Below are 24340 nucleotides of genomic sequence, written 5' to 3'. Positions count from 1 at the left end.
GTCTTTGAAAGGATTCCCAAATAATTTCCTCTAGTGTTTTATGTCTCCTTAAGCAACTTTGTTTTCGATGTTTTTTTTACATGAAGTTTTACAATCTGTAAAACTTTACGATTATACGAATCAAATATCTTTTTCCATTTCAAAACATCTTCGTAACTTTTGGCTGCATATAAACATGATAACCGTGATGGATACTCTGAAAATTCTTCTAATCTTACCATCTCAACAATAACTTCTCTAATGGATATAATTGTTTGATCCATATAATTAATAGCAACATCAGCATTTTCTTTATTTAGTGTCAATCCATTCCCTTTACTTTTTTATATACTTATATAATATAAACTCAGTATAATCAATATAAAAACCTTCTTCAATATCTTTGTAACTCTCAGGTTCAATGCCAAAACCAAAGGCACTATTTGGTCCTCTTCCATGCTGACCCTTCTCAAATATCTTTTGTCTTTTATCATAAAGCTTAATTCCATCCATTTTACTAACCCATGAAAATGTTCCATTTTCATTAAAAGTACCATTGTATAAAAATTCTCCTTTACTATAATTCATATTATAGGTAGTTTCAAAACTGAAATATATATCATTCCCTCTATTCCAAACTCTTGATAAAATAATATTTGTGCTATGCACCTCTAAAAGCTTTTCATTCATCTCTATGATTTCATCTGAATTGAATGGTATCCATTCTGGTTTAATAAATAGCTTTACCTTTACTGATTCTTGTACCTGATTTAATATATATCCATTTCTATCAGTAACATTATTAAATATACCTTCATTAGAATAATTATTAATATAATGTTTGTATCCCAATATAATAATCAACAAAATTAGAATAACGCTCATTATTATTTTCCTTCTCATAACATCACCACCATTTCTTTTTTATTATATTCCTTATTTCATTATTTGTTTTATTGTAGTCGTATAATGAATTATCTATTATAAATTTTTCCATATTCAATACTTCTAGAATCTCCATCTCTAATACCTTTCTTGATTTAAGTACATTAATAGTACCTTCAACACCATTCATTTTGTTTTCTTTTCCAAATCCTCTCTTTGTATAATAGTAAGTAAATCCTTCTAGCCATGAGTAAGGTCTCTCTCTAGCAACTTTTTCAAAAGCCTCATCTATATTATTCTGATTAACATATAATAAAATTGGTTTCAACGGACTTATGATCTTTTCCAATCTTTTAATATAATTTATTGTTGTTTCCTTAGGACTATTATCTCGTAACATGCTAACAGTTATTGGATTTTGAATAAAACAACATTCAAAAATATATGTATTTTTATCTTCTAGAGCGTTATCTACAAAATTTGTCCATTTATCCAAGATTAATTCAATATGTCTATCTAGTGATAATTCATAGATATCATACTCCATTATATCATTTAGTAATTCATCTGGATATTTACCACCATTCATTAATTTGGCATATGGTATAAAAAAACTTTCTCCTTTTTGTACAGTATTCATCTTAATTAATTCTAAATATTTTTCATACTTAATAGTTAGCTCATTAAACTCTATACGATTCATACAAGATACTCCATCATAATCAGCAGGATGTTCTAAACTCCCTTCACAAAAAAGTTTATGTGCTAAATCAATTTCATTTAAAATTTGATCAGTTATTTGTGCTATTGTTGATTTACCTGAACCTGGCAATCCTTCAATAATAATTAATTTTGTTTCCATAACCTTCCCCCATTCTTTAAGCCCCTTCTGGAACGCTCTTGCCTAGCTAATGGATATACATTGTCAAGAAAAAAAGCTATTCCATCTTCATCATTAGTTTTTGTAACATAATCCGAAATATCCTTTAATTCTTGTACCGCATTACCCATCGCAACTCCTACACCACATTCCTTGATAATTTCAATATCATTAAAATCATCACCAAAAGCTACTACTTTATCTAGACCAACATTACTATCTTTTAATATATATTTGATAGCATTCAATTTAGAAACATCTTTATCCATAATTTGTCCAAGTGTATTATTATCTGTAACTACCATAGTACATTGCTCTGGTAATTTACCTCTGAATTGTTCCCAATCAGTTATCTCTGTTAGATCTATTAAAACCTTTGCTGCTGGTTTTAGATTAAAACAGCTAAAATCAACTTGTTTATATTGGATTTTACCAAAATACTCTTCAACATTATAATTTGAATATAATTCATTATTTATCTCTAATGATAGTTTACTATTTCTAAAACTATTACTAGATAGATCAATGATTTTCTTTACTGAGTCTCGTGAAATATACTTACTATGTATTTTTGTATTTCCCTGATAGATTTCTGCTCCATTATATACAATCCTTATGCTCTTCGCTAAAGGTGGAGGTAGAATTTTATCTACCACTCTAGGTGGACGGGCTGTCGCTATAACAATTTTCTTCCCATTAGATTCATGCTGTTTCAATATTTCTATTGTCTTTTTTGAAATAGTTTTATTACTTCTTAATAATGTACCATCAAGATCTAAAACAATAATATCAAACATTATATCCTCCTAATTTACCATAGTGTAAACAACTAACTAATATCACCACTAAAATAATATAACTATTTATACTCCCGACATCTCTGAACTGTCGCCTGTATACTTTAAATCCATCCACAAAACATACTCATCATATATCTCTTCTATATTCTCTGTTGTTATTTCTCTACTTATTATCTCAATTAATTCATCTTCAATCAACTCTTGAACTGAAAATTCTCCTATTCCTTCTTTATCAGAAGGATATATATGTATCGCTCTAAAACAAATCAACTTGTTTCCAATAAATCTGTATAAACGAGTATAATTTGATGATGCCCCATTCTTATTGAATTCATATATTACTTTCAATTCTTCATCGATTGTAGGTGATGACAGCTCACTTAGTTCTTCTGAGAAAACAAACTTCATCTCCTCATCATTCCAAAGAAAAAAATTGGAGCTAAAGTTACTAGCACCTCTATACGCCACATAACTAAAATCATTGAATCCATCAAAATTCGCATCTACAATCCCATTATCAAAGAACAATGTACCATTAGTTTTATTCTTCAACACCTGTATAGGAGTTGTTAAATCATTTATATCATATATTGTGATTATAAGATTACTATTATTAATTATTTCATCATCTTCTATATCAAATGATTTAGCCTCCATTACAATGTGTAACTTATGAACCTCATCACCAATATCTATATCCAACTCACACGACTCATACGCTTCTTTTTGTATTTCTTCATCTTTCTCATTTGTTTCAGTTACATCTATCTTATTGATTGTTGTAGCAGACTTTTTCCTTAGAAGTTTCTGAGATTGTTCATACACTTCGTAATCAACGCTATTATAATTACAACTTGTTATTATCAATCCAATTAACAATACTGCAAAATACCTTTTCATTATTACCTCCTTATCAACAAAATATATAGGTTATCTATTGCTTATTACATCCGATATCCTACTAAAGTATCTATTAATTTAATTACTAATTGATTCGTATTACCGTTTATATCATCCTCTGGACTATATTCAACTATATCTGCGCCCATAAATTTCTTAGACTGTGATACATAATCTACTATCTGTATAGCTTCTCGTGCAGTTAATCCTCCTACTTCCGGTGTAGCACAGCCTCTATAAACTCCTCCGTCACATGCGTCAATATCAAATGATAAGAATATCCCATCGGTAGTTTCTTCAAGTCTACTAACTATTTCTTTTATAACTTTTCCTATTCCCAACTTATCAATTTTATCCATACCATATAACGATATATTTTCATTTTTAATAGTCATATATTCATTTGGCATTAAATCTCTTATTCCTATGTACATTATATTTTCTGTATCAATTGCACCTGTAAGATTAGATGAATTAAACATATCTTGATATACATATCCTAAAGATATGGCTACACTTTTCCCATGAATATTACCATTTTCAAGATTATTCAAATCTGCATGAGCATCAACCCATATTAGTCCTAATTTACTTTTGCCATTTGCTTCTTTAAGATACCTGGAAGTAGCAGATACAGTACCAACAGCAATAGAATGATCTCCACCAACTATAATAGGTGTTTTACCTTTAACATAAGACTTATAGACGCAATCATTAAGTTTTTCACAATATAATTTTACTGCTTCTAATTTCTTCTCACTTTTATTTAACTGATGAATTTTGGAATCAATTTCTACATTACCAGAATCCTCAATATCTGACCCCCAAAATTCATTAGTTCGCTGTCTAATCTTCATATTTAGTCCATTCTCTCTTAAATAATCGGGTGCTGTTTTACTACCACTTTTATTGGCAGCAAAACCAAATGGCGCTCCTATAATTTCATAAGCTCTCTTCATTAATTAAATCCTTTCCATATATGCTTCTGTTAAATTAATATAATTGTTATATGCAATATTGACTAGTAACTAATTTCAGTAACTTTCCACTCGCTATTCCTTTCTTTAACTAATTGAACATTTACCTTCATGGTATCATTATAACCCTTAACCGAAATTATATAATGTGCATTTTCTTCCCCATTTGTAATGCTTACTCCTCCATTTGGTATAGTATCAAATTCTTTTATATCTCCTACAATTCCAATTATCTCTTGTGAATTCTCAATATAATTAATTGCTTCAATATATGATGCATCATTTTTTATCATCATCAAAGAAAAGAGTGTGCAAGAAGTAATAAATATGAAAAAACCTACAATTCCAGCAATAATTATTACACGTTTATTTAATTTTTTCTTAAAACAATATACATCTGTATTAGTTAACAAATCGCCTAGTTTCCTTCTGCTTTTTCCTGCAATAATACATATTAATTCAATTGGCCAGATAAAAGTAAATAAATTCCTTATTATTAACTTTATAACACCAGGCGTTTGCAAATCTTCTACATTCTTAACTTTTAACCCCATTAATAATTTTCCTAGGCTAATCCCTTTAAAACAGTCTTTTAATAAATATAAACAGAAAGCTATGACAATAATTTTCACAATATTATTATAGACATTATTAACATCATAATCTGTAAAACCAATTAAAAAAACCAGTAATACTATAATTAAATGATCAATCATAAAAGCTAAAAATCTTCTCTTAAAAGAAGCTCTCTCATTATGTACTCCTTCTACTGTATACATTCCAATCCTCCAATTCAAGTTTATAAATAAAGTTTTTATCAACGACTTTGCTGATAAATCCGCTTCAAGATTAATAATAAAATTCTACCCCTTTAATTTCATAAAGTGGCTTAACCATTAACTATACTTGATATTAATAAATCATATTCTTTACCTAACGGTAAGTTAATATCTACTTTTAAACTTCTCCTAGTAGTTTCAATTTCTTCATCTTTCATAGGATTATATCCTTTTTTAATGGACTTTTCCCAATATATTCCTATTCCCCTCTTTTGCCAGATAGGCAAATCATTATAGTTAACTCCCTCATTAAATAATAATTCATTTTTATTAGCTACAGTTTTACTAGATAGATAGTTAGTTGCCTCGATAGCTGAAATTCCTTTACTCCTCAATGTCCAATAACAATGAGCATTAAGAGAATTTCTATGAGCATCTGCTTGTCTCCATTCAAAATAATCAATTACTGCTTCTAGATTTGGTAACTCTGATACTCTACAATCAAAACATCCAATGTCCCCTAATAGATTTGTAAACTTTGCGCTTGCTTCTCCAGCTAGTATAGAATTTATTTTCCTTACTTTTCTCCCAAAAGTTGAATCTTCCAAGTGAAATAGCAATGAAATTTCGTCACTTTGAGTAAAACCATATATAATTCTAAATCCACAAGTCATCAAATGTTTAGTTGTTTCTATCATGTAATCCCTAAACTGACAATCAAAAGGAGCTTGAAATTTATGTATCTCTTTAGTTAGTCTAGTAAAATTTCTTCCATCTATTCTAGTTACAATATATATACCAGGTAAAACGCTATAATCTTTAGATGTTTCATATATTCTCATTTTTTTATCTATTTCATTGAATTTCATCATTCCACTCCTCAACTATATACTTATTATTATTTAAAGATACATAGTATAGTTTATCGAAACCTTCTTTATAAGAAGGTAATTCTAACTTATTATATGTGCTTAAGATACCCATTCGAGGAATCTTTTCTTTTCCATTTCTCAGTTCATTACGCATTATAGCATCATTAAGATTTGATTTAAAATAATAACCAATTACTTTAAATTTTTCTTCTTTTAACTTTGATATATACTTCTCTCTGTCTGTAACAGTTGGATTAGTATTATCTATAACTAAAGGTTGTTTTGCTCTAATACAGGCGTCAACTAGAATTTTTTCCCTATTTCTTGTTTTTAGCATATCTAGGTTTATCCTCATATGTGTATTGAAAAATAATTGCTTATAAAAACTACTTTTACCAGTGGCTTGTATCCCTATAAAAATTATTCCTTCCATATCATTCTCCCTTCAATAATAAACAAATCTATAACTATTTCTATTAAGAAAAATGCTCCAACATTAGTAATAATATGACTTAACGAAATCAGATTTTTTATTGTGCTGGCAGCACCAATCAACAAAGTTCATATGTATATTTAAATCTTTAAAAGTATACCAATCTGTATAAAGATTATAGTAATACTGATACTCACTACTATACTTTTCTTTAAGCTTTATAGGTAATCGTTCTAAAAAATCTTTGAAATCGCTCAGCAAAGTTATACAATAGTCTTTTTCATAAATTACTCCCTCAGGAATATGATGGCTTCCATACCACAAATCGTTAATATATCCTTTCATTATGGTATCAATCGTGATTCTATCATGAGGATTTAAGTCATATGATTCCAACAATAATTGAAATGGATTACCAAATTCATTAACTACTAGTTTATAAAACACCTTATCTGTTCTCATAAACATATAGAGCCATCGCATATGAATTGGCGATTTTTGTTGGGATTTCTCTATTAAATAAGGTAAAATAACTTCTTTCACAAGTGGATACTGAATTATTAAATCAGGATTTTTATCATATTTAGCTTCACTACAATAATCAGCAAACAATTCCAAGAGATTTTTATCAGCACTTTTCAAATATACTATTACATCATCCATTAACTTCTTGCTTCGTTTCTTCAAACCAGAATTATAAGCTTTTGCATATTCTAACCAAATTTTATTTAGATTTTTATCATTAGTATTTATTTTTGCAATTACATCTCCCATACTCATTCACATCCTTAATCTTAATAATCAAGTCAAAGTAATATTATTTTAAAACTATTATATTAAATTCCTAAATTTTAATGAATATAATTCATAACTCCTCAACCATAACTTAAATTCATTGCTTATAGATTCTACATTTCCATAAATACTGGAGGTTGCTAAACAATATCCATCTGAGAAGTACATTATTTTATTCTGCATTTGCTCATTAATATCATATAAATTATTCTTTAATAAAAGATTATAAACAATAGTTAATGATTTATCTATATCAATATTGTTATTTTCCAATTTTATATATGTTAATCCTGAGATACAATGGATAGAATTCACACTAACTTTCCAATTACAAGCCTCAAATAAAATAGACTTGATATCTGCAATCTTATGACTTTTAACAAAGGGAATATCATAAATTACATCAGGTATATCCTTATCATCCTTTAAGCAATTCTCTATCCAATTTAATATATCTGTAGAATCCAATAAACCACAATCTAATCCTAGTAACATAATATTTATTTCTTCTTTAATATTCATAATAACTCCTATTATAATAATAACCATGTGTAAAGATCACCGTAATTTGAGTGATACTCATATCTATAGATTTATACTCCCGACATCTCTCAACTAAGTCTGCAAAACTTTCTTATTCCACAAATATTCATATATCTAAAGCTAAAATAATTCACTCCGTTTCTACCAACCATATATAAATTTAGTATTATTCTTAAATCAGATTTACTTGAGATTATAGATTGAAAATATGATTATTATGCATTTGTCTTTTTCTCTATGGGAATCCATATCTCACAAAAACAATCTGTCTCAAGATCTTGTGAGTACAATTCAAAATCAGTATCATCAATCATATTATACTCTGAACCTGGAAGAAACTCAGAAAAGATCTTGCCCCATGTTCCCCCTATACAATCCGGAGTTTCACCAATACATTTAAACACAGCCCATAATGTAGGTTTTACCTCCCATATGCCATATCCTTCAGGTACATTACCACAACTAAATTTCATACCAATACCATAATCAAAATGTTTACTTTCTTTTGATATAGGTGCACAAACTCCATAAATATCATTCTCATTAGTATTTTGTTTCAAAACTTCAAATGTACCATTGGCACCACATTCTTTCCAAAAATCTGGAATTTCAGTATTTCCCTCTTCTGAGATTGATTCATTCCTAAACTTCCTAATCTTAGCCAATAATTTAAATTCTTCTCTCTTTTCAATTCTGTAATCCATAACAGTACCACCTTCCAATTTTATTTTAATGAGAAGGCGATTAAATGATTTTAATTTCATACCTGCACGTCTTGCCACATTAGGCGTAATACCATGAAATCTAGTAAATGCCTTTGTAAAACTCTCAGGCGAATTATAACAATATTTTAAAGCAACATCAATTACCTTTGCATTAGATAAAGAGATTTCCTGCCCTGCCATAGACAATCTTCTATTTCTAATATACTCATTGGCTGTAATACCAGTCACTAAACTAAATGTTCTATGAAAATGGTAACCTGATACGTAGATATGATTTGCAACATCTTCATAGGTAATCGGTTCTAATATATGCTCTTCCATATAGTTAATTGCTCTTTGTAAATTTTGAATATAATTCATCTAATTCACCTCCCTATATAAATTGTACTAAAATAAAACTGTTGTTTCCTATCCTACCTTGCTTTCTTTTGTCTTAAAGTTAAATAATATTAAACATTACAGCAATAGAAGCAGTAAAATTACCTAACCCATGTAATACCTAACTTGATATAATTGAACCACCTGACTGTTTTTCATTAATCCATCCACTTACCCATCCTGACATACCAGTTAAAACAATAATAATTATAGTTCCCATTACTCCAGCTATCCAAAAAAAGAATATTCCATGCATTAATCCAAATAATATTCCTTGAATAATATTATAAATATCAAAGATTTATTTTACACTATCGTACCATATCTCTTTAAAATCCTTTTGTAAAATACTAAATCTTAATCTATCAATATACTCTTCATGTCTAATTCTATCTTCTCTTAAAATCCCTTCACTAATAAAACCTATTCTAGTATAACATTTAATTGCATTTTCGTTATCATAGTCAACACGCAACCATATTTTATTAAGTTTCAATTCTACAAAACCTATCTGTAACATAGCAATAATAGCAGCAGCACCATATCCCTTACCCCAAAAGTCTTTATTTCCAATTGTTATTCCTAATTCTGCATTACTATTAACATCATCAAAATTTTTCAAATCTACCCATCCAATATGCACATTATCTTCTGTTAATATAGCTTTTTGTAAATATCCATTAGTTCTGTTAATACACATTTTAATCCATACCTTAGTTTCTTCTCTAGTGAATGGAGGATATTTGTTTGGAATAGATAGATATTTTGTGACTTCCTTATCTAAAGACCACTTATATCTATCCTCTAAATCATCTATAATTAAATCTCTTAATATTACTTTAGGTATCATAAGAATCACCTCGTATCTATTCTTTTATATTAGTTGTTAAATAATCTCTACCTTCATATTTGTTCCAACTTGTCCCTCTCTCACATTCTTAATCGGTAAAAAATATATAAACATATCAGAATTACACTTACGGTGATTCTCAAAACTTATATTAACACTAATATAAGTTTTGATTAATATCTTAAAGTCCTTCTGGGTTTGTGGATAATCAATATTGCAACTATCTGGAATAACCAAGTCCGAAAAATCACACACATAACCATTCGTACCGTTTTGTAATGTAGCTTTCCAAAATTTCTTGTTTAAACTTATATCATCAACACTCAATTGACAGTCACTAGCTGATATAAAATCTGAATTGATGGCTTCACCACATATTATAACTTGAAAACCTACTGAGGATTTCCCAATATTCTTTACTGTAAATTTATATGATTTATTATCACCAATATTAGATTTATACTCCATATAATAACTTACAAATTGTAATTTAGTCTGATCTAATTCCGTATCTTCCTGGTCTTCTTTTGCATTCTTGAAAAATAATGTAATTGCAGAATTCAAATCTAACTCCTGTAAATGCCTATGGCTTAGAAGGCATAATGAATTATCTATAGAAAATGTATTAGCGAATTCACTAATCTTATCATCTACAAAGACTGTGTTTTTACTGAAAATTGATTTTATAGTTTTACTGTCAATTTCTTCACCGCAATTAATCCATGCCTTTATATTCTTATAACTGACAGTACTCATTTCATTTAAATTTGTTATGTTAGCTTTCATCTTCCCATCTCTAAATAATTCAATATTAAAGTAGTCACTATCAATGACACTTATACAAAGGATTTCCGTATCTATTACCTTACCTAAAGAAATAGCCATATCTGTTGACAGTTCAATATTTGAGGCATCAAGATTACTATCAAATAGTGACATCCATTTAGAATCTGATCGTGCAATTAATGTAATCTTCCTATCAAAATCATATGATTCAGCTTCTACATAACCTGAATTCTTCATCATTACAGAAATAGCATCTACAACAGTATCAGTATCAATAGATTTTTTTCTTTTTAATTGTAAATTTGAACAAAACGTACCCATTCTTCCTCCTTTAAACATTAGTAAAATGTATTTCCATAACCTATCTAATTATTAACTAACGTTACACTATTTCCTGTATTCCCCCCTGAAAAGAGATCCTTGATTTTCTTTAAATAAATTTCTATTTATTATAATTTATATACTCTAACAAAATATATTTTTCTTCTACCTTCTTTATAATACTTCTATTATAGCTTTTAATATGAATTGAATCATCATATATATATTCAATATAGTTTGTTGAGTAAATTGTATATGTTCCATCTCCGTTATTTAGTATATTATCAACTTCACTATACAATTCAAATGATTCCGGCATTTGAATTTCAGATATATCATATTTATTATCAGCATAATCTACTAATTCATCAATATTTTGGTGCTTACCTCTTGACTTACCAAAGAAATTAAAGCTTGTTTCGCTCACTAGTTCATAATTCATATCTATCTACTTTATCATTATACCAAAGGTTATAAAATAAACCGAACGTAATTAAATCAACATCAGATACATTCTTTGATAAATAAGTATTAAGCCTAAAATTACTATTAATAAGCAACCAGTGAAAATATTTTTTTCATATAATCTACTCCGTTTAACCAAATTTATTTATAAACTCTTTACAATGTAAGAACTACTCATCTAAACCTCTATATATTTATTCTATTTCAATGATGTGTTTTTCTTAGGTTTTATTAGTAGATGTTTCATTTTTATTTCTTTTAATCTATAACTTTCTAGCTATTATTGATACCAAATTAAAATAATTACCACCTTCAGCATTTAACATTTTAATATCTTCTTTAACATAAATATTATCAGTGAAAAAGAACCTTACCTACCTTCCTAATCTTTTGCTCATTATACTAAACTTTAGTACCTATAATACGTTTTACTTCTAATACATCCATAACATCCACCTTGTTCTTTTAGTGGTTGTTATGGATGTGTTGATTATGATTTTTACTCACTCTTGATGAAAAACTTTGTTAGATTGATCTAATAATAAGTTATTTCTTGATGATAGGATACCACAATTCAATATATCCATATTTCTTTGTACCGCCATAAATCTCAAAATTTGCGCTATCAGCTCTTTCATAATTTGCTGTTGGTAGCCATTCACTATAAAATCTTTTCTGCAAAGTAGTTAAAACCTTAAAGAATTCATCTCCCCATTTAAATTTGGGGGATTCGAGAACGACATATGTCTGTGCAGGAATATGGATAGTTTTATATCCCTCTGTATTACTATTTTTTGAAACAAATGAACATAGCATATACGGAAAAGTATTTTCTTCTGTCTTACGATAATATTCTGCCCCATGAATTTTGCATAAATCTTGAGGTAGAAAAGTTGGCAAATCCCCAGCGTTTGAAAGAAGTCTATTATACTCCCCATTTTTTTGGCATGTTTGCCAGAGCTCTGCTGGACTTAAATATCCTTTTTCTCCTGTTAATGATACTATTGTTTCAATACCGAAAATGTCAAAAGCCTCTTTGGTTTCAATCCTGTAATCCATTTCTTTATCTCCTTTAATTGAAATTTGAAAAGAAATTTTAGGATAGGCTTTCAATTTTACACCAGCTTGTTTTGATTGGGTTGGCGTTAATCCATGAAGTGCTCTAAAAGTTCTTGCAAAAGATGTAGCAGAATCATATCCATATTTTATAGCTACATCAATCACTTTAATGTTGGAATTTTGTAATTCCAATGCCGCTTGTGTCATTCTTCTTCGTCTAATATATTCAGCCAATGAAATATCAGTTATGAATGCAAACATACGTTGGAAATTATAAGATGAACAACAAGCTCTCATAGCAACTTCATTAAAATCTATATCTTGTGTTAAGTTTTCTTCAATGTAGTCAATCGCCAGATTCATTTTTGTAAGCCAATCCATATTAATCCCTCCTCAATTAAAGGATATTATATATAAACTTTTAATTAGCAACTTTTTATGCACAATTTTGTTTACATACAAAAACAATTCAATTTCTCGAAAAAAATATTGTTTACAAGTTTCCACATTTCAGCTAAATACAATAACTCAGCTACTTCCTTAAGCTTAAGTAATTCTACCCTTCTACACTTACAAAATCTAACCATGAACAAGCCAATTATTTTGATACAACTTTAATTAATTTAGCTTCATTAATAACATCTGATTCTAATAAGTCAATATAGTATTCATCAATAATTATTGTAATTTCTCCACTATCTCCATATTCCTCTAACATATCAACTGCTTCATCATAATTACTGAACCTAAACCATAATGTACGCATATCATCTTTTGCTCTTGGTAAAATATCAGATAGCTTATCATCAATACTAAATGTTACAATATTACCCAAATAATAATCATCTTTGATAATGGAATAATTACCAGTTAATTGCTTCTGTCCAGAGAACTGTATCTGCATTCCTTTGCGACTTGTAATATCTGTAACAATCATTTCATTAACATTATCTCCAACTTTAATTTTATTTAGATCAAATAATGATCTTCCCCATATCATTGATTCAATAAAGTTTATATTAAGTTCTACATCTTCTATAGTTGACATTAACTCATCAATTGCATCTTGAGGAAGGTCTTCTTCATTCTTATTTTTAATATTTATGGTTTTTTCAACTTCTGAAATCCTATATTCAATTGATTCTAATCTTTTTATTATCTCTTCAGATTTTCTATTATTAATTTCCTCAATTTCACTAATCCTATTAGATAATACTGTAACTTCAGATGGCTTAGCTGTACATCCATTAATACTTATAACTACAACTGTAACAATTATTATTAAATACTTAGGATATTTCTTCATAATAAATCCTTTCTCTAATAGTCTTCTCTTCCTCTACTTATCTTCTTTATTCAACTCAAAATCTACCCAAATAGGTTTTTCTTTATTTTTTTGAACTTCCCATAATTCCCAGAAAGCCTTCTCTTCAACCTGTTTTTCAGATATAAAATAAATTGTATTGAGTTTACCGTTTGAATCCTCTTCAGCATCCATTCGAACGATATTATGCTGTGAATATGAATCTTCATTAAAGGATAATTGATAATAACCATTATAAGCTGCACCGCCGGAGGCATGATAAGTTCCATCTCTCTTAATATCACTCATCTGTCGATGGCTAAACTCATGACCAATTACTCTTCCATCATACTCTCTCAAAACTAATACAAATCCTGCTGATTTATCGATACTTCCTTCAATCACAATCTCTGGAACCTTATCATTATTCATATCTATAAAGCTAAAATGATTAGGTATAAACTTATATTCATCGTAGGATATATCATTTAGATAATATTCATTTTCAGATTCTGCTACTATAAATTCAAAAGAAAAAGGCATTTCACTAAGAAGTACTTGACTATACATTTTACATAATTCAGCATCAAAATACTCTGAATCTAAATTATTCTCAATGTAATCATTTATCCTTTGACTTAAACTACTAGATTCACTATTTATGTTTTCTATGGGTTTTTCTATTGACTTTTCTATATGACTAGTTTCATTTACTTCGCCTTTCTCTTTTTCTATAATACTATTTGTTGAAGGACTATCTTCTACTGAAGCAGTTTTGATGATATTCCCTTTCCAAGCAACTAAAATAAGAAAGATGCTCAGTATAATAAATATTTTTTTCATTATAATTTCTCCCCTAACTGATTAATGTATCAAAAAATTGTATTTACTTATTATTCGGTTTATATTCCCGAATCTTTTAATAAAAACTGTATTATTTCACTATTTACTATTTTAGGTTGTTCATGGTTTATGCCGTGTCCAGCACCTTCAATAATCTTATAATTATATCCCTCTATCTTCTAATACATTGATAAACTCCAATAACTTTACCAACAATAATCTTTGTAATCCGGCAAACATCCGTTTAATATATCAAGTGCCTTTTCACCTGCAAAAGATCTTGACCAATTTTTTAAACTTAAGTTCATTATAATGTGATATAAATCCATCATAATCTAGAGCAATTTTAGGTTCAAATCCATTTTCAACTAATGGATACCAATACTCTCCTTCTCTCACGTTCCATCTCTTTTTCATAATATTTCTAACTTGATAATATAATTCTTTTGATATCTTGTTTTGCATAATAATTTCCCCATCTGATTTAGATAATTTTACATAACATTTTGTATTTGACATCTATGAATGATCACTCAGATCTTTAACTTTCTCAGTAAAGGTTCATCATCCCATATTTGTACCTCTATATATCTTTCAGGACCAAATGCACCATCTTGATTCCAATCCTGAGGCAACCCATATTTATCTATAATCTTTATTATTTCATTAAAGGTATATATTTGTTTTCTATATTCCTTATTATCAGTAACACGTGGACTAAAAGTAGGAAACATATCTCCATATGAAAATGAAATAGTATCTAAATCAAATTCTGACAAATGGATTCTTATGTATTCACCTTCATTATACCAAGTTTGAAGCCAATCACATTTACCAACAACCATATAATGTGGTGATTTTCTAACTGGCTTTCCACCTTTGGAAATAAATATTTCTCTAGCCATTTGTTCTAACTCTTTTCTTCTCTCAAGATATCCTTTATATCTATGAACCGCCATGACTTTATTCTCTTGCTTTATTCTATCTAGTATCTTTTGAGCTTGTGGTATGTCTAAATCTGATAAGTTTAAGAAAGGTCCTCTGTCTTTTTCATAATAATGATATAAATACTTAATACTTTTATCCTTTTCCATAGATTTTACCCCTTACTAATTATTGCGGTTATACTTAGACCCTACTGCAAATACCTTGTTTCTGTATACATTTTTGTTAGCTTTCAACTTGATATGCAAAAGGTAAAAGTTCTATAGCAGACACCTTGCAAATACCATTTTCATATTCAACAATCACTTGACACTGTGGCGCATAATCAGAAAGCATTTGCCTGCAATTACCACATGGAGGTAAAATTTCTTGACCATGTTTCCCACGAACGGCTACAATACATTCAAAATCTCTTTCTCCATTTGTTATAGCCGCTCCAATTGCTATTTGTTCTGCACAAGCACCGTGTAAAGAATAAACATTTACTCCAACATAGATATTCCCACTTTTACATCTTACTGCAGCACCAACAGTATGATTAAAGTTAACCTCATCATAATTATCTTCAATTACCTTTTTAGCTCGAGTAATCAAACTTAAATCCTTTTCATCTACTTTTTGCAATCTAATTTCCTCCAATTATACATATAATACTTAAAATTTAATACTTATATTTTTAATGAATTCAACTATTTCAGATACCACAATTTCTTTGTGTGACCAATGAAGATAGTGTTTAGAATCTTTTATTGTTTTCTGTGCGCTATCATTTGACCAATTTAATAATTCCAGCTGTACTTTCTCCCAATCATTTCCACTGTCAGATGAAAGTATGAGCAAAGGAATATCTTGTAAATATCCATTATCAATAACTATCTTAGCATTTTCGTTTATATGTTTTAGTACATCAAGATTACTATTATTACCTATAAACTTATAATACATTGCTTCGTCAATATTTTTAATATCTTTTGGAAGTGATTTATATCTTATGTCCTCACCTATAAATGGTAGTTTAATACCAATATTGCCTAAAGCCCTGTTTATTCCAGTTACTCTTAAAATAGAACTAAATCTGTTTAGCATCAGTGATTTAATTTCTAACTCATCCACATAATATTGGGGACTTCCACCATCCAAGAAAATTATACCTTGAATTTCATCAGGATACACTTGGGCATATCTTATTGCTTCTAATGAAGCAAGAGAGTGGGCTACTAAAATATATGGTGGTATTTGATTCGATTTATTAAGTAACTCATGTAAATCACTCACCAAGTTATCTACTGTTCTTGGCGAATTAGTTTTTTTGCTCCATCCAAATCCAGCATGGTCAAAACTAAGCGTTTTAGCATATTGTTGCAGCTCATTTTGCAAATAATAAAAATCAGTATAAGAGTTTGGTGTACCTGAACCTGATATAAACACTATTGTGTTATTACCATTACCCGATCTATACAAATGCATATCATGTGAATTTATATTAAGCATTTCTCCAACAGGTGTGTACATCTTTATTTCTTTTGTTTCCATAATTACTTGCCAAAATCCACCTATGATTAATAATACAACAACTATGCCCACAAGATTTCTTTTAATAGTTTTCCTTTTTCTGTTTTTCTTCATAGTCACCTTCCTATAATGTTACTCACATCGCTGAACTAGATATTTTATTCTATACAGTAATTCATAGAAATTGCAACTACATTACAATTAATATATTCTTCGCACCCTATATTTCAATCAAGTTATTATTCTCTAGAACTTTTTCTCTTAAGAAAAGATAATCCTTTTTCTTATAATCAAAAGGAGTTATCAAAAACCTTATCCTAGTTAATCTTCTTTTTATTATTTTCCCATGAATCAAAAGTTAATATATCAAGTACTTCCCCTTCTGTTAATGCTACTAATATGCACACTAATATACCTCCAAACATGAGAAGTGATGCTAATCCTACTATTACTGTGTAATTAACCTCTTTGTTTTGAATTAATAGCAATGAAATATTAATACTTAACAATATAATAGTCATAAATGTTAAGCCACTCCCATATGAAGAGCTGTAAGTAAGCCATATATAAATGCAACCTATTAGAATCAATATTAAAAGTATAATTTTTATTTTAATAAAGAATTTTATGGTTTTTATTTTATTCATCATCATATAATCTATTATCATGACCAATCCAAATATAGCTAAAATAATCATCGGATTAAACAAATTAATATCCTCTAATGTGTAATAAGAACTCATTGCAATTCCTGATATGATAGCATTTAAGACCGAATAAACCCTTAAACCTTTTTGATTTTTTCTTAATATAAAATATATAAATACAGAAAATAATATCCATGATATAGCCAAAATTAAAGCTATTCTCCCATCAATAAAAATCGAACTTAAATTATTAATAAGAAAAATCATTACTACTAGAATAAAGCAAAAAAAATATCCCTTATATAATTCACTTCTATTCAAACTCATTATATTTCTCCTTCCCAGTACCTATTATTAGGATATATTTAATTAACTTAATATTAATATTGTCATAGCCTAATAACCCTTATATATACCGTTATCGTGATTAATTTTTAGTCTTGCCATTACATCAACATCAAATCCATCTACCACATATTCATAAAAATAAGTTGTAGAAGCTATTTCCCTCACATGTTTTACTTCCTATCCTATGCATGAGATAAAAGTGGAAACATCAATTGTTCATCTCTAAAAAAATCTACTTTATCACCCATTACAAAAAGCGTAGTGTCTTCTTCTCTTAATAAGCTAACATCATATAAAGTTTTATCTATTGGTGTAAAGCTAAATACTATTTTTTTAAGCTCTTTTTTCCCCATTGCTTCAATAATATCATCCAATAGTACATTTCTTATAGAAAATACATCATTAAGATAAAGTATATCACCATCAAATTCTGCTATAACTATAGTATCAAGTGTTTCAATATAATAAACATTCTCTTTCATAAATGATGTACAATAAAACATAATTAAAGATTCATTATTATACATCTGAAGTTTCGAAACTGGCACTGATTTCTTGACTGTATTAAATAAAAAGTTTCTATCCTTTTTATCTGACATATTTAATTTCTTAACTTTTGATGTTGTATTTTCTACTAATATATCTTTTGAATGTTGATACTCATCTACAGGAACGAAACCAAATTTAGGATAAAAGTTTAAAACCTTATCATTAGCAAAAAGATATATTAAGTCACATCTATCTCTCCATTCCTCTATTACCCTCTCCATAATAAACCTATTTAGACCTTGATTTCTATATTCATCATCTGTCATAACAGTACCAATTTGTATATACCTCTTTTTTTCTCCCATAATTAAAAAATCAATGATGTTAACAGATACACTAGATATAACATTTTCACCATCTAATATCGAATAAGGAATATATCTATCTTTCCAATACCCATTTTGATACCATTCCTCAAAATCAAATCCATATGTTTTTCTAGTCAATGTATTAAAAGAAGTTCTTATCTTCTTATCATCTTTAAAATTAACCGCATATCCATAAATCTTACCTTTTATTTTTATGTACTCCACTGTAAAGTCTCCTTCATTTTATATTAGTCCCATATAATCATAGACCTCTAAATATGGTTAAAATTCCAATTTGTATTAAGCATCTTTTATTCACAATAATAGATTATGTGTTGGAATGTGTTATTTAATTTATGACGTCCTTATATATTCTATCCACTATTCCATTTAAACTTAATTCTTTATACAATAATACTTCAGGAATGATACCTAATAAATCTTTTTCATTCCACCATTCTCTCATTTCTTTTTCTCCAAATTCATGAGCATTAGGCTTTTGTTGATGTCGATTTAAAGTTTCTTCAAAAGGTATATCAAAGTAATATGCAAAGATTTGATCTCTGAACTCATCCTGTAAATTTTCAAATAAGTTTTTATACCACTTTGAATTTAAAATACCTTCTAAAATTACAGTATGACAATTGTTTTTCCCGTATAGTGCAAGTTCAAATAATAACTGACTGGCTTCTGTATTGGGTCCATCTTTCACAAATAGCATTTCTCTTCTAACAACATCTTGTGAAATTAGCAGTGTACCACGTCCAAATTTTCTTTGTAAAGCTTTACCCGTGGTAGTCTTCCCACTTCCTGAATTACCTCTTAGTATTATTAACTTCGCCACTCCATCCATCTAATATCTCCCACCTTCTAAATTAACAAAATCACTATTTATCTACATATCATATGGACAAAACGGCTATATACCGTATTCTTTAGCATATTCTAAATAAACATCATCATTATTTAGAACTCTAACAGATTCACTCGTAATTTCAGAATCCGAATCCGATACCCAAACTGCTAAATATGATTCACTACTCATATTTAGAAAAACCTTTTCCTCTTTCAATATTGTCAGAACAGACAAAAACAGTGAAAATATTTCTTGCCTAAAAACATGAAATTCTATTACTTCATCATAATGTCTTTCAACAAGCTCTCTTAACATATGATTCACTTCATTAAAGAAACCATAGTCATCCCATAAAGTCCACTCCTGCGCCCCATACCTATAATAAGAATATAATGGATCATTCTTATCTTTTGTAAAGTCCGTTATTCTATTAGCGACTGGACCTACACTTGTTGCATCATCGCAAGTATATAATGTATACCCATAAATGTTTCCTTCTCCAAATTCTTGTACAAGTTTCGAAAAGTGCTTTTTGGTTGCATCAATCAGCAGCACTTTTATTCTATTTAGTTCTCTTCGAGTATCCTCATCTAAAATGTACATTTCTTTTACTTTTGTATATCCTTCACCTTTATTTGTTTTGTTAGGTTTACTCTCTATCCCATTATAGGATAACAATCTTTTTAACCTTTTAATAATGCACATTATTTTACCCCCTAACAGGATTCATTTATAGTCTCATCTTTCAAGCGTATTCGACGGAATTGAAATCCTGTGAACCAGTATATATATATTCATTTGTGAGTCATATTTTTTCAACTTTCTTATGTATATAACTTTAACTTTAGACTAAAAGCCACAGTTAATAAACATTATAACGCCCATTTTTTTATACCATCACTTTCTTCAAAATCTTTTTGTAAGGATGTGACATATCCTTATTCTCAACAATAATCAGTTTGTTCTCCTCAATCATCTTATCTATCCGCAAAGCATACCAGCCATCACTAACACCTAACTCGTATTTTCCCATAATCTCACCAATAAAACGAGCCATAAGAAAATCATCTTCAGGAATACTTTTTATAATAATGTAATCATAAAATTCTACAGGAACAGAAATCAACTTTCCGTTTACAACAGCTCTTAATGGGGCATTTTCCGTTACCAAGTCACACCACCAGTTACTAAACATTCGTTTTTCAGATTGAGATAATCGTTTTTCTAAAGGCAAGAATTGATAAAATTTTCCTGCATCTATTTGCCCCCAATCATAATAAGCAACCGTTTCATTCTCAGATACTTGCTTATATTCTGGTAATGAAATAACGCTTATTTCACAATCAATATTTCTTAATACATTACAAATAAAGTAAAATCCACAAGTCGAGTAAGGGGTGTTGCTTTTCCATATTCGTATTGGAGTTCCATTGGTTGCAGCAGACATAAGCTTTTTCATATCTTTGCGTTGATTGTGAAAAAACTGTTCATGTTCATTATCATCAAAATTAAATCGTCCCCATATTTTTTGGAAAACACTCTGACGCTCAATGCCATCGAATTCACCAGATATATCACCGATATCCAATGCATATCCTAAAAAAACTACATCTTGTGAATCTCCACCAACAGCCTGACCTTCAAAGTGTTTCTTTAATTCAGCTTTGGATGGTTTTTTTCCAATATATCCGATCCTTTTTTCATCATAGTTTTTTGCTACTTTCATAGCACCTTTCGTGCTATCGCTAAATACAACTTCAACCATAGTTTTACCCCCTACTATTTAAATAATCTTAGTTACGTAGTATCTTACAAGTGTGTATTAATTTAATCTTTATATATCCATATTTTTATTTAGGTATCAGCTTTTCTTCTTTCCTCTAAATTCTGCAACGCTTCTCTAGATTCACTTTCTACTCTTTTATCATCACTCTTACTAAATCTAATAAATATATGTTCATAGTCATAATTATAATCTAACCCCAGAGTATAAATAGCTTCTGCTAAAAAATTTTTATCAATTTCTTCAATTCTATTAGCTAAAATATCTAAATTGCCTCTCCCATAATTTAATAATGAAAATATATCATCTATTACATCAGCATTATCTTCTATAAATAATTGATTCTGTAAAACGTCCGTGAGTTCATCAATAAAATCTAACTTATTTCCATAATATGAATCATAATATCTGTCTAAACAAAATAAAACACTCAGTTTTTCTTCTAATGCATCACTTAACAACACTTCTTTTATAGATTTAATACCTCTTTCTACAATGTTAATATGATCTTTTGAATAACTTATAAATCTTCCCTTATTATCACTCATTTTTTACCTTTCCAGTATGTTTGTATACAATTAGTAAAATAGTCCATTAGTTTATTCTTCCAATTAAATGGTTCCACCCCTTCTCTATTGCATATTCAATTATCATTTTAGCTACTGAAGGTAGATATGGATTAACATAGTAATTATCTTTCCAACTAAGATGCACTTCACAAAATGTATCTTTATATTCATAAGAATATGCTCTAAATACTATCTCTTAAGGATTTTCTACTACTACATATTTGAAGTTACTGTTACTAATAGTGATTTCGTTTAATATTTTTTTTTATTTATTTTCTACCAATAATTAATCCATGATTACTCCACCCTAAAATACTCTTTTCTCTACATACAGAATAATGATAGTCACACCATACTTTAAATTCAGTCTCAGTCATTGCATCAATCTTATCACTAATAAAAGGTGATATTCCATCTGATGCAAGATGATCTAGTACCTTTAATCCATTTTTGGTCATATACGATTCTATTTCTTCTGGTGTAGCGAAAAAACAATCAGTCCAAAAACAGTCTGGGTCGTTACTACGTATAGTACCAGTTTTTTTAAGTTTAATTCCCAAATCAAGGTTCAAATATTTCTTATCTTGAGTTGCAATATATGGGAATACATAATATCTACTAATATATGCAAGAACTAATATACCGCCTTTTCTTAGCACACGATAACATTCTTTCAAACACTTTTGTCTAAGCTTTTCGTCAACTAAATGATACATCGGACCCATACAGAGGACAACATCAAATATCTCATTTTCAAATCTACTTAAATCAGTAGCATCATTTACATCAATATCCATACTAAAATCACATGACTTTATCTTATCTTTCATTATCGTTACATGCCGTGGTGTTAAATCTAATGCTATCACATCATGCCCTTCATTTGCTAACTCAAAAGAATATATTCCTGTTCCAGCAGCACAATCCAATACTTTAGCCTTTTTATGAAGTATATCTTTGATTGCACGAATAGAAGTAATAAACTCAATTTTACGTGCATTATTTGAGCTAAGTCTATCTTCCTCTCTATAATTTTCATAGGACCCAATTACATGATTCATTCTCTTCACCTCTTATTCATATATAACTAAACAGCTGTGGTTATTAACCTTATCAATCTAAATTTTATAGAAATTTCTTTCTTTGATACTCAATTAATGAATTCGCTTCATCCTTCAATTCCTGTGATATTTCCATGCTTTCGACTTCTCTAAGTAACGATATAAATTCACTTTTTCTCTCATCGTCTAATGCATTGATAACTCTATTTAGCATCCACAATGTAAGTTCAGTGGGTATGCGTAATATTGATTGTTTCAATGCTTCATTATATTCATTAGAGTAAAAATGCTCCATAAAATGTACTATAGGTCCAGGTGCACCATAATCTAAAGTCGGATTATTTTCAATAAAGTTAAACATAACTTCAAAATCACTGAAATTCATCATATCCCCACTATAAGTTGCTAATATATCATCAGCATCAGCATAGAAACAATCTGAATTCTTAATTTGTATTAGCATTTCAGAAATTTCATGTATTGTACTCATACCATTCTCCTTAATTATTTATTTTAACTAGTAGATTATTTCACATAACTGTGAAGTATTTCCGACGTCCTTTCACCAGTTACTCTTGAACTGTCAAGATTAATGCAACGACTGCCTCGACGCGATTAGATGTTGGGATGTGTTAGGGCATTTCTCTGAAGAAATATCCTTGCCCTAACAAATAGAAATACATTGTTATGTGATGTTGTCACGCTCTCTACAACATAATTAATCTAGTCTGTAAGTGTTAACCCACATCTTGGACAATACTTTTCATTTATATCAACCTTTGTTCCACATCCTGGACATAATTCATATTTATATAATTCTTCTTTATTTTCATCTTCATATATTGCTATTTCTTCCATTTTAACACCGTCTACTTCTACAACTTGTAAATTATTCGAATTAATCCAAATAATATCTCCTTTAGAATCACATACTGCTATGGTTGCAATTGTGCCTTCTTCTTCATGCGGAATTAAATTACCACCGAAAAAACTTGGTCTTACCGCTTTATATACTCCAAATCCACTTCCTAGTAGCACATATTTTTTATGTGTTATTTTATCTCTTACAATAACTCCCACTATTCTCATCCCTTTTTAATGAAATATAATAATATTCTTAACCTATGTTCATCTATCTGTACTCTCCACAAAATAACTTCAATTTCAGATATGTTTCTGTACTAGAACA

The 24340-nt window shown here is 28.9% G+C and carries 31 protein-coding genes; all 31 read right to left on the bottom strand.

The window, feature by feature from the left end; translation table 11 throughout:
* Nucleotides 1–38: 38 nt before the first annotated feature.
* Nucleotides 39–305, bottom strand: coding sequence for a DUF2441 domain-containing protein (locus tag ACX6CF_RS08225; protein ID WP_458784839.1), 267 nt, complete (start codon nucleotides 303–305; stop codon nucleotides 39–41).
* Nucleotides 306–315: 10 nt separating this feature from the next.
* Complete coding sequence (locus tag ACX6CF_RS08220) at nucleotides 316–882, bottom strand: hypothetical protein (protein WP_458784838.1); 567 nt, start codon at nucleotides 880–882, stop codon at nucleotides 316–318.
* Nucleotides 883–886: 4 nt separating this feature from the next.
* Nucleotides 887–1726 carry a P-loop NTPase family protein gene (locus ACX6CF_RS08215; RefSeq protein ID WP_458784837.1) on the bottom strand — a complete coding sequence of 280 codons (840 nt, stop codon included), beginning with the start codon at nucleotides 1724–1726 and terminating at the stop codon, nucleotides 887–889.
* Nucleotides 1711–2541, bottom strand: coding sequence for an HAD family hydrolase (locus ACX6CF_RS08210; RefSeq protein WP_458784836.1), 831 nt, complete (start codon nucleotides 2539–2541; stop codon nucleotides 1711–1713). Before ACX6CF_RS08210 ends, ACX6CF_RS08215 begins: the two co-directional genes overlap by 16 nt.
* Before the next feature lie 66 nt (nucleotides 2542–2607).
* Entirely contained in the window at nucleotides 2608–3444 is an 837-nt protein-coding gene (locus ACX6CF_RS08205) for an XAC2610-related protein (RefSeq protein ID WP_458784835.1), read from the bottom strand.
* A gap of 44 nt (nucleotides 3445–3488) precedes the next feature.
* A complete protein-coding gene (locus ACX6CF_RS08200) occupies nucleotides 3489–4403 on the bottom strand; it encodes an arginase (protein WP_458784834.1) in 915 nt (304 codons plus the stop codon).
* A gap of 62 nt (nucleotides 4404–4465) precedes the next feature.
* The gene (locus ACX6CF_RS08195; RefSeq protein ID WP_458784833.1) at nucleotides 4466–5200 is read right to left on the bottom strand and encodes an RDD family protein; all 735 of its coding nucleotides are present in this window, start codon (nucleotides 5198–5200) and stop codon (nucleotides 4466–4468) included.
* Between the two features lie 110 nt (nucleotides 5201–5310).
* On the bottom strand, nucleotides 5311–6069 hold the full coding sequence (locus ACX6CF_RS08190) for a tRNA(His) guanylyltransferase Thg1 family protein (protein WP_458784832.1): 759 nt from the start codon (nucleotides 6067–6069) through the stop codon (nucleotides 5311–5313).
* Complete coding sequence (locus ACX6CF_RS08185; RefSeq protein WP_458784831.1) at nucleotides 6056–6505, bottom strand: ATP-binding protein; 450 nt, start codon at nucleotides 6503–6505, stop codon at nucleotides 6056–6058. The genes ACX6CF_RS08190 and ACX6CF_RS08185 overlap by 14 nt, the downstream gene beginning before the upstream one ends.
* A gap of 63 nt (nucleotides 6506–6568) precedes the next feature.
* A complete protein-coding gene (locus ACX6CF_RS08180) occupies nucleotides 6569–7279 on the bottom strand; it encodes a hypothetical protein (protein WP_458784830.1) in 711 nt (236 codons plus the stop codon).
* A 57-nt stretch (nucleotides 7280–7336) separates the two neighbouring features.
* Entirely contained in the window at nucleotides 7337–7822 is a 486-nt protein-coding gene (locus tag ACX6CF_RS08175) for a hypothetical protein (RefSeq protein ID WP_458784829.1), read from the bottom strand.
* A gap of 236 nt (nucleotides 7823–8058) precedes the next feature.
* Entirely contained in the window at nucleotides 8059–8928 is an 870-nt protein-coding gene (locus tag ACX6CF_RS08170; RefSeq protein ID WP_458784828.1) for an AraC family transcriptional regulator, read from the bottom strand.
* A 319-nt stretch (nucleotides 8929–9247) separates the two neighbouring features.
* Nucleotides 9248–9796, bottom strand: a complete 549-nt coding sequence (locus ACX6CF_RS08165) for a GNAT family N-acetyltransferase (RefSeq protein WP_458784827.1) — start codon at nucleotides 9794–9796, stop codon at nucleotides 9248–9250.
* A 36-nt stretch (nucleotides 9797–9832) separates the two neighbouring features.
* Nucleotides 9833–10903 (bottom strand): hypothetical protein, encoded by a 1071-nt coding sequence (locus ACX6CF_RS08160; RefSeq protein WP_458784826.1) that lies wholly within the window; start codon nucleotides 10901–10903, stop codon nucleotides 9833–9835.
* A gap of 121 nt (nucleotides 10904–11024) precedes the next feature.
* Nucleotides 11025–11345: a hypothetical protein gene (locus ACX6CF_RS08155; RefSeq protein ID WP_458784825.1), complete on the bottom strand. Its 321-nt coding sequence runs from the start codon at nucleotides 11343–11345 to the stop codon at nucleotides 11025–11027.
* 569 nt (nucleotides 11346–11914) lie between these two features.
* Nucleotides 11915–12808, bottom strand: coding sequence for an AraC family transcriptional regulator (locus tag ACX6CF_RS08150; protein WP_458784824.1), 894 nt, complete (start codon nucleotides 12806–12808; stop codon nucleotides 11915–11917).
* A gap of 217 nt (nucleotides 12809–13025) precedes the next feature.
* Entirely contained in the window at nucleotides 13026–13733 is a 708-nt protein-coding gene (locus tag ACX6CF_RS08145) for a hypothetical protein (RefSeq protein ID WP_458784823.1), read from the bottom strand.
* Nucleotides 13734–13766: 33 nt separating this feature from the next.
* Nucleotides 13767–14573, bottom strand: a complete 807-nt coding sequence (locus tag ACX6CF_RS08140; protein ID WP_458784822.1) for a hypothetical protein — start codon at nucleotides 14571–14573, stop codon at nucleotides 13767–13769.
* A gap of 264 nt (nucleotides 14574–14837) precedes the next feature.
* Complete coding sequence (locus ACX6CF_RS08135) at nucleotides 14838–15038, bottom strand: hypothetical protein (RefSeq protein ID WP_458784821.1); 201 nt, start codon at nucleotides 15036–15038, stop codon at nucleotides 14838–14840.
* Nucleotides 15039–15106: 68 nt separating this feature from the next.
* Nucleotides 15107–15667, bottom strand: coding sequence for a hypothetical protein (locus ACX6CF_RS08130; protein ID WP_458784820.1), 561 nt, complete (start codon nucleotides 15665–15667; stop codon nucleotides 15107–15109).
* A 76-nt stretch (nucleotides 15668–15743) separates the two neighbouring features.
* Nucleotides 15744–16142 (bottom strand): cytidine/deoxycytidylate deaminase family protein, encoded by a 399-nt coding sequence (locus ACX6CF_RS08125; RefSeq protein ID WP_458784819.1) that lies wholly within the window; start codon nucleotides 16140–16142, stop codon nucleotides 15744–15746.
* A gap of 30 nt (nucleotides 16143–16172) precedes the next feature.
* On the bottom strand, nucleotides 16173–17144 hold the full coding sequence (locus ACX6CF_RS08120; RefSeq protein ID WP_458784818.1) for an alpha/beta fold hydrolase: 972 nt from the start codon (nucleotides 17142–17144) through the stop codon (nucleotides 16173–16175).
* Nucleotides 17145–17347: 203 nt separating this feature from the next.
* Entirely contained in the window at nucleotides 17348–18004 is a 657-nt protein-coding gene (locus ACX6CF_RS08115; RefSeq protein ID WP_458784817.1) for a hypothetical protein, read from the bottom strand.
* 203 nt (nucleotides 18005–18207) lie between these two features.
* Nucleotides 18208–19107 (bottom strand): GNAT family N-acetyltransferase, encoded by a 900-nt coding sequence (locus ACX6CF_RS08110; RefSeq protein ID WP_458784816.1) that lies wholly within the window; start codon nucleotides 19105–19107, stop codon nucleotides 18208–18210.
* Nucleotides 19108–19231: 124 nt separating this feature from the next.
* Nucleotides 19232–19735, bottom strand: a complete 504-nt coding sequence (locus ACX6CF_RS08105) for a kinase (RefSeq protein WP_458784815.1) — start codon at nucleotides 19733–19735, stop codon at nucleotides 19232–19234.
* A gap of 66 nt (nucleotides 19736–19801) precedes the next feature.
* On the bottom strand, nucleotides 19802–20443 hold the full coding sequence (locus tag ACX6CF_RS08100) for a DUF4303 domain-containing protein (RefSeq protein WP_458784814.1): 642 nt from the start codon (nucleotides 20441–20443) through the stop codon (nucleotides 19802–19804).
* A 184-nt stretch (nucleotides 20444–20627) separates the two neighbouring features.
* Nucleotides 20628–21503, bottom strand: a complete 876-nt coding sequence (locus tag ACX6CF_RS08095) for a DUF3658 domain-containing protein (RefSeq protein WP_458784813.1) — start codon at nucleotides 21501–21503, stop codon at nucleotides 20628–20630.
* Nucleotides 21504–21592: 89 nt separating this feature from the next.
* Complete coding sequence (locus tag ACX6CF_RS08090) at nucleotides 21593–22069, bottom strand: hypothetical protein (protein WP_458784812.1); 477 nt, start codon at nucleotides 22067–22069, stop codon at nucleotides 21593–21595.
* 290 nt (nucleotides 22070–22359) lie between these two features.
* The gene (locus ACX6CF_RS08085; RefSeq protein WP_458784811.1) at nucleotides 22360–23151 is read right to left on the bottom strand and encodes a class I SAM-dependent methyltransferase; all 792 of its coding nucleotides are present in this window, start codon (nucleotides 23149–23151) and stop codon (nucleotides 22360–22362) included.
* Between the two features lie 64 nt (nucleotides 23152–23215).
* Entirely contained in the window at nucleotides 23216–23641 is a 426-nt protein-coding gene (locus ACX6CF_RS08080; RefSeq protein WP_458784810.1) for a hypothetical protein, read from the bottom strand.
* Nucleotides 23642–23874: 233 nt separating this feature from the next.
* On the bottom strand, nucleotides 23875–24231 hold the full coding sequence (locus ACX6CF_RS08075) for a hypothetical protein (RefSeq protein ID WP_458784809.1): 357 nt from the start codon (nucleotides 24229–24231) through the stop codon (nucleotides 23875–23877).
* Nucleotides 24232–24340 lie beyond the last annotated feature (109 nt).

It is taken from the genome of Vallitalea sediminicola, assembly GCF_054408565.1.
Note: the sequence above shows the minus strand (reverse complement) of the source record. Positions and strands in the feature narration are given on the sequence as shown.